The sequence below is a fragment of the Yoonia sp. genome, assembly GCF_046498525.1.
Classification (GTDB): domain Bacteria; phylum Pseudomonadota; class Alphaproteobacteria; order Rhodobacterales; family Rhodobacteraceae; genus Yoonia.
Genome location: NZ_JAWOAN010000020.1, coordinates 1 through 10,032, shown reverse-complemented (window position 1 = coordinate 10,032; position 10,032 = coordinate 1). Strand labels below are relative to the sequence as shown.

Here is a 10,032-nt window from a genome sequence, read left to right as displayed (position 1 = left end):
GGATCAGACATTCCGATGGTCATGACCATCACCTTCCTGCTGGCCGTTCTGATCGTGATGATGAACCTGATCGCCGATATTCTTTACGGTGTGCTTGACCCGAGGATTCGCTATGACTGATATGAGCATCCCGAAGAAAGAGCCTCTTATCGAAAAACCACGCAACCAGTGGCTTGATATCTGGGACCAGTTCAAGACGCACAAGGGCGCTGTCTTTGGTCTGGGCTTTTTGATCTTCATCACGCTTTTCGCGACGATCGGCCCATGGCTGTGGCAGGTCGATCCCGGCAAATTGGATATCCGCAACAAGGACGTGCGCCCGATCTACATGGCTCTTTTCAACAGCGAAGCAAAGGTGAGCTGGGCCAACCCGATGGGCACGGACAACCTTGGGCGGGATATCATGGCCAACATCATGCAAGGAGGGCGGATTTCGCTTGCCGTGGGGTGGACTGCGATGATTTTAGCCGTTTTCCTTGGAACGCTGATTGGTGTCCTGGCGGGGTATTTCCGACGTCTCGACGGTATTCTGATGCGCTTTACCGATCTGGTTTTGTCCCTGCCCCTGCTGCCATTGCTGCTGGTCATGATGCTGTTGTTCCGTGATCCGCTGCGCGCGGCATTCGGGCCGGAAAACGGCATTTTCATCCTGATCGTGGTCGGTATCGGCGTCACGTCATGGATGCAGACCGCGCGGATCGTGCGGGGCGATGTGATGGCCCTGAAAGAACGCGAGTTCGTGCTCGCCGCGCGGTCCATCGGTACACCTGCACGGCGGATGATCACACGGCACCTACTGCCCAACGTGCTGTCGCCGATCATGGTGTCCGCGACCCTTGGCCTTGCAACTGCGATCATCACGGAAAGCGCGCTGTCGTTCCTCGGCCTTGGCTTTCCATCGGATTTCCCCACCTGGGGCAAGATCCTGTTTGACAGCGTCGACCGGATGACCGCCTTCCCCGAGCGCGTCCTCTGGCCCGGTCTGGCGATCTCACTGACCGTTTTGGCGGTGAACTACATAGGCGACGGCTTGCGCGACGCGCTTGATCCGCGGATCAGAGGGTTGTGATTTGCCTTAGGTTGCGATCGGCATAGCTTCGCTAGGAGATTGACAAAAAGTCGCCAGCCAACAGGAGAGCCAAATTATGAACAGGATGACCGCAAAGGATTTTGATCAGGAACTTCTTGATCTTTACGATTTCTATGCGCACGGCAAGATTACCAAGCGCGAGTTTCTGGACAGGGCAGGCAAATTCGCAGTTGGCAGCGTGACAGCCGCCGCCCTGCTGACAATGCTTAGCCCCGATTATGCACTGGCCGAGCAGGTGTCGTTCAATGACCCTGACATCGTGCCGGAGTACATCACCTACCCTTCGCCGAACGGCCATGGAGAGGTGCGCGGCTATCTGGTCAAACCGGCCGAGGCAACGGGCCCCCTGCCTGCCGTACTGGTCATCCACGAAAACCGTGGCCTGAACCCTTATATCGAAGATGTCGCACGGCGTGTCGCCAAGGCGGGTTTCATGGCACTGGCCCCTGATGGTCTGACCTCGGTTGGCGGCTATCCCGGCAACGACGCCGAAGGCCGCGATTTGCAGCGCACCGTTGATGGCGAAAAGCTGATGAATGACTTTTTCGCAGGGTTCGAACATCTGATGGGCCGCGATGACAGCACAGGGCGCGTAGGCGCTGTGGGCTTTTGCTATGGTGGTGGCGTCGTGAACGCGCTGGCTGTTGCCTATCCCGAGATGAGCGCCGGTGTGCCGTTCTATGGCCGTCAGGCAGCGGTCGCGGACGTGCCGAAAATTCAGGCCCCGTTGTTGCTGCAATACGGTGAACTGGACGAGCGTATCAACGAAGGCGCCGCCGCCTATAGCGCCGCTCTCACGGCGAACGGCAAAACCTTTGAAGAATATTTCTATGAGGGTGCCAACCACGGTTTCCACAATGACAGCACCCCTCGCTATGATGAGGCAATGGCCGAACTGGCGTGGGACCGCACGATCGGGTGGTTCAACACCTATCTAACCTGATCGTCAGGAATGCGCGGCAATCTCGCCTTGGGAAATTGGACAGGAGGCTTTGCCCCCTGTCAAAATGCGGCAAAATGGCGCTTGTGAATTCCGACAGAAACAATCAGATAAGGGCGACACAAAGAATTTCCGAGTGAGCCGCCGGATGAGCAAAATACCGTCACCCTGCATCGACATTTGCAAGTACAAGCGCGAGGGCCATTGTATCGGATGTGCGATGACAAAGGCCCAAAAGTCGCTTTACAAGTCATTGAAGAAACCTGCGCACAAGACAGCCTTTATTGAAATGCTGATGACCCAACAGGACCAACTGGGCAAATACCAACATTGGCGCAAGGAATACAAAAAGAAATGCGCCAAAAAAGGCGCATCTCTACCGGTTGAATTCTAGCGGTCGCTTAGGCCAGATGCGACCGCAGCATCCAGGCAAACTTCTCATGGGTCTGCCCGCGCGCGATGCACAGATCTTCGGTCAGCGTATCGCCATGTTCCGCTGCCAGTTCACCGGCGGCGGCAAGTGTCGCAGCGAGTGTTTCCTGCGCTTCTTGCAGCATCTTGACCATGGTCTTGTCATCGGTATGCCCGTCATGTTCGGCCACCTTGGACCGCTTGAGCATAACCGCCAGCATACCGTCTGCATGTGCATCAAGCGCCTTAATCCTTTCGGCCAGATCATCCTGCGCGACAAAGTGATCTTCGTAGATTTCCTGAAACATCGCATGCAGCGGGCCAAAGGCCATGCCGGTCACGTTCCAATGGAAGTTCTGCGCCAGCATGGTGGTTACAGCCGTCTCCGCAACGCATTGGTTCAGCGCATCGGCGATGGCTGACTGCGCAGAGGGGCTGAGATCGGAAGCTGTTTGTGTCATGGTAAGTCCTTATCAAAGTGTCATCATCTTATTGGCGAAGCCGGCCTTGAATAAGACCTAGATCTCTTCACCTGCTTCGTCGAGCCTTGCCACGGCTTTGCATATCAGGAAATGCAGGCTGGCCGCCTTTTCGCGTGACATACGACTGAGCATACCAAACCGATAACGGTCTTCATCGCCTTGGCGGATGGCATCGAATATATTTGCCAGCCACAACTCATCGAACGATTGTTCCGCTGCGGTCAGTTCGTGAAAACGCAGTCTGCGGCCAAGCGCTTCGGGCAAGGCAGCAAGCAAATCCGCCATCGGATCGCCCGTTATGACGCCAGAAAGCCGCGCCTTGCGGCCCGCGCGACGCAGTGCCGGTGGGGTGGGGCGCAGCGGTTCTGTTGCGCGTCCGGTGTTTCGAAAATATGCAAAAGCAACTTGTGCCAAGACTCGCTCCTATTTCCGACTAATATACTCAGAATAAGTGTCCGCGCAATCCGGAAAGCAAAAGGGCGGCGCCTTGTCGCACCGCCCTTTGCTTTTGTCCCTGACGCTTGCCTAGTCGATCTTGGGCAGCAATTCGTCCAAAGACTTTTTCGCGTCACCGTAGAACATACGCGTGTTTTCCTTGAAGAACAGCGGGTTCTCGATGCCGGAATAGCCGGTACCCTGCCCGCGCTTGGACACGATCACCTGCTTGGCCTTCCAGCATTCCAAAACCGGCATACCAGCGATGGGGCTGTTCGGATCGTCCTGTGCCGCAGGATTCACGATATCGTTGGAGCCGATCACGATGGCCACATCGGTATCAGGAAAATCCTCGTTGATCTCGTCCATTTCCATCACGATGTCATAAGGCACCTTCGCTTCGGCCAAGAGCACGTTCATGTGCCCCGGCAGACGCCCCGCGACAGGGTGGATCGCAAAGCGGACGTTTTTGCCCTTGGCGCGTAGTTTGCGCACCAGTTCCGACACCGCCTGCTGGGCCTGTGCCACCGCCATGCCGTAGCCCGGGATGATGATGATGCTATCCGCTTCATTCAGCGCGGTCGCGACGCCGTCCGCATCAATTGCAATCTGCTCTCCTTCAACGGCCATCTGCTCGCCTTGCGGGCCGCCAAAGCCCCCCAGGATCACGCTGACGAACGACCGGTTCATGGCCTTGCACATGATGTAGGACAGGATCGCACCGCTTGAGCCGACCAGCGCGCCCACAACGATCAAGAGATCATTACCGAGCGAGAAGCCGATCGCCGCCGCCGCCCAGCCGGAATAGCTGTTCAGCATCGACACGACGACAGGCATATCCGCGCCGCCGATGCCCATGATCAGGTGATAGCCGATAAACAGGCCGGCCAGTGTCAGCAAGACCAGCGCCCATGAGCCGCTGCCACCCAGATAGGCGATCAGCATCACAGCCGACAGCGCAGCCGCACCGGCGTTCAACATATGCCCGCCGGGTAGTTTCTTTGCGGATGTATCGACCTTGAAGGGCAGCATGCTGGAGTTGCCCGCAAGCTTGGCATAGGCGATGACGGAACCGGTGAAGGTTACCGCACCGATCCAGATACCAAGCACCAGTTCGACACGCAGAATCCCGATTTCGACGCTCGACTTTTTCGCGATCAACTGACCAAAGGCGCTCAGCTCCTCGTAGACGTCCCTGGGCAACCCGATCGCGGTGATGCCGTCGGCTTGGGTGGCGCCCATAACTTGACCATTCGCCTGATAAAGAGCGGCGATATCGTTGATCATCAGATCAGCATTAAAGCCGACAAAGACCGCTGCCAGACCCACAAGCGAGTGCATGATCGCCACAAGTTCCGGCATCTGGGTCATCTCGACCTTGGTCGCCAGTTGATAGCCGACCAAACCGCCAAGTGCGATCAGCACGATCGACAGCAGCCCAAGACCGGACCCCGGCCCGACAAGCGTGGCAAAGACCGCCAGCGCCATACCTGAGATACCGTACCAGACGGCACGTTTCGCGCTTTCCTGCCCCGAAAGGCCGCCCAGCGAGAGGATGAAGAGTATACCTGCGACGACATAGGCCGCGATAGTGAATGCGTTTTCCATTGCCCTGCCCCTTTAGGATTTCTGGAACATGGCGAGCATGCGCCGTGTCACGAGGAAGCCACCGAAGATGTTGATGGCTGCCATAAAGATACCAAGTGCCGCCAATACGGTGATCAGTGCGCTGCTTGATCCGATCTGGATCAGCGCGCCCAGAATGATGATCGACGAGATCGCGTTCGTCACGGCCATCAGCGGTGTGTGCAGCGAATGTGCGACGTTCCAGATGACCTGGAAACCGATGAAGACCGACAAGACGAATACGATGAAGTGCTGCATGAAGCTGGCAGGCATCCCCGGAATAAGGCCAATGCCCAAAATGAGCGCCGCACCTGCGGCTAGAAGGCTTACCTGTGTCTTTGTCTCCTGCTTGAAGGCCGCGACTTCTTTTGCGCGCTTTTCTTCAGGCGTCAGCTCTTTTGGTGCTTCCTTCTTGGGAGCCGCCGCAATCGCGGCCACCTTGGGTGGTGGTGGCGGGAAGGTGATTTCGCCGTGGTGCGTCACCGTTGCACCGCGGATCACATCGTCTTCCATGTTGTGGTTGGGCGTGCCGTCTTTTTGTGGTGTCAAATCCGTCATCATGTGGCGGATATTGGTGGCATATAGCGTGGAAGACTGCGCAGCCATCCGGCTTGGGAAATCCGTATAGCCGACAATGGTCACGCCGTTGTCGGTCACGATCTTTTCGTCCTTGACCGTCAGCTTGCAGTTACCGCCCCGTTCGGCGGCCAGGTCAACGATCACCGACCCCGGTTTCATGCTTTCGACCATATCCTTGGTCCAAAGCTCTGGTGCCTCACGGCCCGGGATCAGCGCCGTGGTGATCACGATATCCATATCGGGTGCGATTTCACGGAACTTGGCCAATTGCGCGGCAGCGAATTCCGGCGACGAAACAGCGGCGTAACCGCCGGTCGCAGAGCCGTCCTGCTGCTCTTCCTCGAAATCAAGGAAAACGAATTCGGCACCCATTGATTCGACCTGTTCGGCCACTTCGGGGCGCACGTCGAAGGCGTAGGTCATCGCGCCCAGCGATGTGGCTGTCCCGATCGCGGCAAGACCGGCAACACCAGCCCCGACAACAAGAACCTTCGCGGGCGGGACCTTGCCGGCAGCCGTCACCTGACCGGTGAAGAAGCGGCCAAAATTGCTGCCCGCTTCGATTACGGCACGATAACCGGCGATGTTCGCCATCGACGACAGCGCGTCCATCTTCTGCGCGCGGCTGATACGCGGTACCATGTCCATGGCGATGACAGTGGCGCCTTTTTTGTTGGCGGCCTCCATCAACTCCTTGTTTTGCGCAGGATAGAAGAACGAAATCAGAGTCTGGCCTTCGCGCAGGCGCTTGATCTCGGCGTCTGACGGCGGGCGCACCTTGGCGACAATATCCGCAGCTTTGTAAAGAGCGGCGGCAGTCTTTACGACCTCTACATCCGCGTCCTTATATACCTGATCCGAGAAACCGGCGGCCTCGCCAGCCCCTGTTTCAATCACGCATTCATAGCCGAGCTTTTGCAGGTCTTTGGCAGAAGCGGGTGTCATCGCGACCCGGTCTTCGCCTTCAAATATTTCTTTTGGTGTGCCGATCTTCACGGATCATCCCCCATATCTGTTCTGGCAGTTAAGATGCATTATCGTGCGACAGAATATTTCACAAGGGACCGGCTGCCATGACATTAAATATCATGCGCTAACAGTCACACCCAGCGTCGCGTCTTTTGGCAATAACGGGCGAAATCCGCGCGGAATTTGACGCGCAGGCGGTTTTCTTCGGGAATAATAAAGCGTTGCGTGATCGTAAACATGAAAAGCGGCACCAGTAGCAAGGCGACAGGCGCTTCCCAGCGCAAGGCAAGCCCTGCCAGAACGAGCGTATCGCCCAGATAGATCGGGTTGCGGCTGCGTTTGAAGATGCCCGACGTGACAAGTTGATCGGCTTCCATATGCGGAATGATCGTTGTGCGCTTTCGCCGCATCTCGACAAAGGCCAGCAGCATCAGCACGATCCCGCCTCCTACCAGCAACCCGCCCAACAGATCCGTCACCGGCCCGCCGATGGCCCAAGACATCGGTTGTAGGTCCGCGATCAACCAAGTGAGAACGATAGCCAGCAGCAGCCAGACGGGAGGGATGTCGATCCATTTCATGCGCTTGTTTTGCCGGAGCATTTTGCCCTTGTCCATGCCTTGCCTGCCGTTAGGCTTTATCAGGGCGTTGGACGGATCATGGAACACACAGGAAAACATGCGCTGTGTCTGCTTTATGTCGACACCGGCATCTTGCGCAGTGTAAACGGCCAGACGATACAGATTTCCGGAGGACTGGTCTGATGACTGATTTTGCAGCGACCAAAGCGATGTTTCACCTGCCCGAAGGCATGATCTATCTGGACGGCAATTCGCTGGGGCCGTTGCCAAGGGCCGCTGCCGCACGCGTTGAACGCGCAGTGACCGCCGAATGGGGCGAAAAGGTCATTACCGGATGGAACCGTGCGGGCTGGATGGCGCAGCCAACAACATTGGGCGACCGCATCGGGCGCTTGATCGGTGCCGAATCCGGCCATGTGGTGCTGGGTGATACCCTGTCGATCAAGGTCTATCAGGCGCTCGCCGCCGCCATTGATCTGGTGCCCGATCGCAAGGTGATCCTGACCGACAACGGCAACTTTCCGTCGGATATTTACATGGCCGAAGGTCTGATCAAATCGCTGGGGCGCGGACATGAATTGCGCGTCGTGGACCCCGAGGATGTGGAAAACCACATCGACGATGATCTGGCGGTGCTTATGCTGACGCAAGTCGATTACCGGACTGGCCGTTTGCACGACATGAAGGCGCTTACCGCCAAGGCGCATGCGGTTGGGGCTATTGCTTGCTGGGATCTGGCGCATACGGCAGGGGCGATGGCAGTCGATCTGCAAGGCTGCGACGCGGATTTCGCCGTTGGCTGCACGTATAAATACCTCAATGGCGGGCCCGGTGCGCCTGCCTTCATCTATGTCGCGCCAAAACACATCGACAAGTGCCAGCCAGCCTTGTCGGGGTGGCTGGGCCATGAAGCCCCCTTTGCCTTCGACCTCGACTACCGCCCCGGCACCGGGATCGAGCGGATGCGTGTCGGCACACCGCCTGTCTTGCAAATGGCGGCGCTGGATGCATCGCTCGATATCTGGGATCAGGTGGATATGGATGCGCTGCGTGCCGCCTCTATCCGTTTGACGGAACAGTTTATCGCAGGCATCGAAGCACGTTGCCCGATGCTCGCCCTCGCCAGCCCGCGTGATACCGATCAGCGCGGCAGTCAGGTGTCGTTCGCCTTTGAACACGGCTATGCCGCCATGCAGGCCTGTATCGCACGCAATGTCATCGGTGATTTTCGCGCACCCGACATCATGCGCTTTGGCTTTTGCCCGCTCTTCATCGACGCGGGCGATGTGGATGCGGCAATTGATGTGATCGCCGATGTGATGGGTCATGCGATTTGGGATGATCCGGCTTACAAACAGGTCGCCCGCGTTACCTGAAACTCAGACATAGGTCGCCTCTTGCTCGTCCGGCAGGCTGTCATACCCGTGGACAGCCACATTCAGGGCCGCCCCCAGCAAGATCAGATAGGCACTGACGTAAAGCCACAAAAGCAGGCCGATGACCGCGCCGATAGAGCCGTAGACCTCGTTATAACTGGCGAAATTGGTCAGGTAGTAAGACAGCCCTGCCGACGCACCGACCCATAAGACAACGACAACAAACGCACCCACAGTGATCCAGCGTCCCCGCCCCCCGATACGCACAGGGCCAAAGCGGTAAAGCAGGCTCAGCCCCGTCATCAGGACACCCAAGGCGATCAGCCAGCGCATGGCTTCCAGCACCCATGCGGTCGCGCCGGCCATCGGGATGAAAGCAAGAATGATAGGCACGATCACCACAACAGTCAGCGCGATAATTGCCAATGTCACAAGGGCAAACGTCAACAGCAAGGCCACAACCATCTGCCACAGCCCGTTGCGCGTGCGCTGGCCTGCAATCGCGTTCAGTCCCCCGATCAGGGCCGCTACACCTGCACGGCTGGACCAGAGCGCCAGCGCGATGGATACCACCGTGGCCCAGCCCAGCGCATCCGTGGGTGCAGCAACCAACCGAAAGACCTGTGACGCAATCAGATTATAGGCATCCGGCGGGATGATGTCTTCCATCAACGCCAGTTGTTCGGCGATCACCACCGGATCGGCGATCAGCCCGAAAATGGCAATGACTGCGGCGATCCCCGGAAAAATTCCGAACATGCCGAAGAAAGCGACCCCGGCGGCGATCAGGCCAATGTGCTTTTCTCCCGCAGTCTTCCAGACTGCAGCCAAGATTTGCCATATCCGCTTCAATGTCACCATTCGACTGAACTAAACGCCATTTTTTGATTGCTAAGCTTTAACTTAGGGCAAAGTCGCGCCAGCCGCCACATATGTCGTCAAAAGGCAGCGTCCAGCAGCGACAACGACACGCCAGACCGGAAAAACAGTCGCGTCGCAGTGAAAGACACGCTAGGATTCCTCAAAACAGGGAAAACCCTGAAACCGAAGGCAGATGCAGTGAACACCCTGACCGCACATACCAACACGCTCGCCGAGCGGGTGTTGGCCCAAGAAAGCGACCGCTATCTGGTGGCCATTACCGGCGCACCGGGCTGTGGCAAATCCACCCTCTCCAGCGAACTGGCCCGCCGCCTGAATGCACAGGGGCGCAAGTCCATCGTCGTTCCGATGGACGGGTTTCACCTTGATAACAGCATCCTCGAGGCCCGCGGCCTGCGCCCGCGCAAAGGCGCGCCTGAAACGTTTGACGCACCCGGTTTTTTGCGACTGATCAGGGCGCTCAAGACAGGCGAAGAAGTCTTTGCGCCCTCTTTTGACCGCACGCGTGATCTGGCGATTGCGGGATCGGTTGCCGTGCCCGCTGCTGCAAAGGTGGTGATTGTCGAAGGCAATTACCTGATGTTCGATGAAGCGCCATGGTCGGAGCTAGCGGACCTGTTATTGTTTAGAAGAAAATTGCGCATAGCAACAAAGGCACGGG

At 57.6% G+C, this 10,032-nt stretch carries 11 protein-coding genes and 1 pseudogene; 6 read left to right on the top strand and 6 right to left on the bottom strand.

The window, feature by feature from the left end; all coding sequences use genetic code 11:
* The 4 genes and pseudogenes from R6T97_RS01470 to R6T97_RS01455 all read left to right on the top strand — a co-directional run.
* Positions 1-120: pseudogene (locus tag R6T97_RS01470) on the top strand (ABC transporter permease); the annotation flags it as partial.
* Between the two features lies 1 nt (position 121).
* A complete protein-coding gene (locus tag R6T97_RS01465) occupies positions 122-1,069 on the top strand; it encodes an ABC transporter permease (RefSeq protein ID WP_410347539.1) in 948 nt (315 codons plus the stop codon).
* 76 nt (positions 1,070-1,145) lie between these two features.
* Positions 1,146-2,033 carry a YghX family hydrolase gene (gene yghX / locus R6T97_RS01460; protein WP_410347537.1) on the top strand — a complete coding sequence of 296 codons (888 nt, stop codon included), beginning with the start codon at positions 1,146-1,148 and terminating at the stop codon, positions 2,031-2,033.
* Positions 2,034-2,178: 145 nt separating this feature from the next.
* Positions 2,179-2,424 carry a DUF1289 domain-containing protein gene (locus R6T97_RS01455; protein WP_410347536.1) on the top strand — a complete coding sequence of 82 codons (246 nt, stop codon included), beginning with the start codon at positions 2,179-2,181 and terminating at the stop codon, positions 2,422-2,424.
* A 7-nt stretch (positions 2,425-2,431) separates the two neighbouring features.
* Here R6T97_RS01455 and R6T97_RS01450 read toward each other — a convergent pair whose 3' ends face one another.
* The 5 genes from R6T97_RS01450 to R6T97_RS01430 all read right to left on the bottom strand — a co-directional run bounded on the left by R6T97_RS01450 (position 2,432) and on the right by R6T97_RS01430 (position 7,113).
* On the bottom strand, positions 2,432-2,902 hold the full coding sequence (locus R6T97_RS01450) for a Dps family protein (protein ID WP_410347535.1): 471 nt from the start codon (positions 2,900-2,902) through the stop codon (positions 2,432-2,434).
* Between the two features lie 57 nt (positions 2,903-2,959).
* Positions 2,960-3,337, bottom strand: coding sequence for a hypothetical protein (locus R6T97_RS01445; protein WP_410347534.1), 378 nt, complete (start codon positions 3,335-3,337; stop codon positions 2,960-2,962).
* A gap of 111 nt (positions 3,338-3,448) precedes the next feature.
* Entirely contained in the window at positions 3,449-4,966 is a 1,518-nt protein-coding gene (locus R6T97_RS01440) for an NAD(P)(+) transhydrogenase (Re/Si-specific) subunit beta (RefSeq protein WP_410347533.1), read from the bottom strand.
* Between the two features lie 12 nt (positions 4,967-4,978).
* Positions 4,979-6,559, bottom strand: coding sequence for a Re/Si-specific NAD(P)(+) transhydrogenase subunit alpha (locus R6T97_RS01435; protein ID WP_410347532.1), 1,581 nt, complete (start codon positions 6,557-6,559; stop codon positions 4,979-4,981).
* Between the two features lie 104 nt (positions 6,560-6,663).
* A complete protein-coding gene (locus tag R6T97_RS01430; protein ID WP_410347538.1) occupies positions 6,664-7,113 on the bottom strand; it encodes a methyltransferase family protein in 450 nt (149 codons plus the stop codon).
* Between the two features lie 182 nt (positions 7,114-7,295).
* Here R6T97_RS01430 and kynU point away from each other — a divergent pair, with 182 nt between their 5' ends.
* Positions 7,296-8,489 carry a kynureninase gene (kynU, locus tag R6T97_RS01425; RefSeq protein ID WP_410347531.1) on the top strand — a complete coding sequence of 398 codons (1,194 nt, stop codon included), beginning with the start codon at positions 7,296-7,298 and terminating at the stop codon, positions 8,487-8,489.
* Between the two features lie 3 nt (positions 8,490-8,492).
* Here kynU and R6T97_RS01420 read toward each other — a convergent pair whose 3' ends face one another.
* Positions 8,493-9,320: a YihY/virulence factor BrkB family protein gene (locus tag R6T97_RS01420; RefSeq protein WP_410347530.1), complete on the bottom strand. Its 828-nt coding sequence runs from the start codon at positions 9,318-9,320 to the stop codon at positions 8,493-8,495.
* Between the two features lie 228 nt (positions 9,321-9,548).
* Between R6T97_RS01420 and R6T97_RS01415 the strand changes: the two genes are divergently transcribed.
* Positions 9,549-10,032: sugar transporter (locus R6T97_RS01415; protein WP_410347529.1), on the top strand; the 484-nt coding region annotated here is incomplete at its 3' end.

Bases quoted from the DNA above. Each gene is read 5' to 3' on its own strand.
- R6T97_RS01455 (WP_410347536.1), top strand. From the start codon at position 2,179: ATGAGCAAAATACCGTCACCCTGCATCGACATTTGCAAGTACAAGCGC.
- kynU (WP_410347531.1), top strand. From the start codon at position 7,296: ATGACTGATTTTGCAGCGACCAAAGCGATGTTTCACCTGCCCGAAGGC.
- yghX (WP_410347537.1), top strand. From the start codon at position 1,146: ATGAACAGGATGACCGCAAAGGATTTTGATCAGGAACTTCTTGATCTT.
- R6T97_RS01450 (WP_410347535.1), bottom strand. From the start codon at position 2,902: ATGACACAAACAGCTTCCGATCTCAGCCCCTCTGCGCAGTCAGCCATC.
- R6T97_RS01465 (WP_410347539.1), top strand. From the start codon at position 122: ATGAGCATCCCGAAGAAAGAGCCTCTTATCGAAAAACCACGCAACCAG.
- R6T97_RS01440 (WP_410347533.1), bottom strand. From the start codon at position 4,966: ATGGAAAACGCATTCACTATCGCGGCCTATGTCGTCGCAGGTATACTC.
- R6T97_RS01430 (WP_410347538.1), bottom strand. From the start codon at position 7,113: ATGAAATGGATCGACATCCCTCCCGTCTGGCTGCTGCTGGCTATCGTT.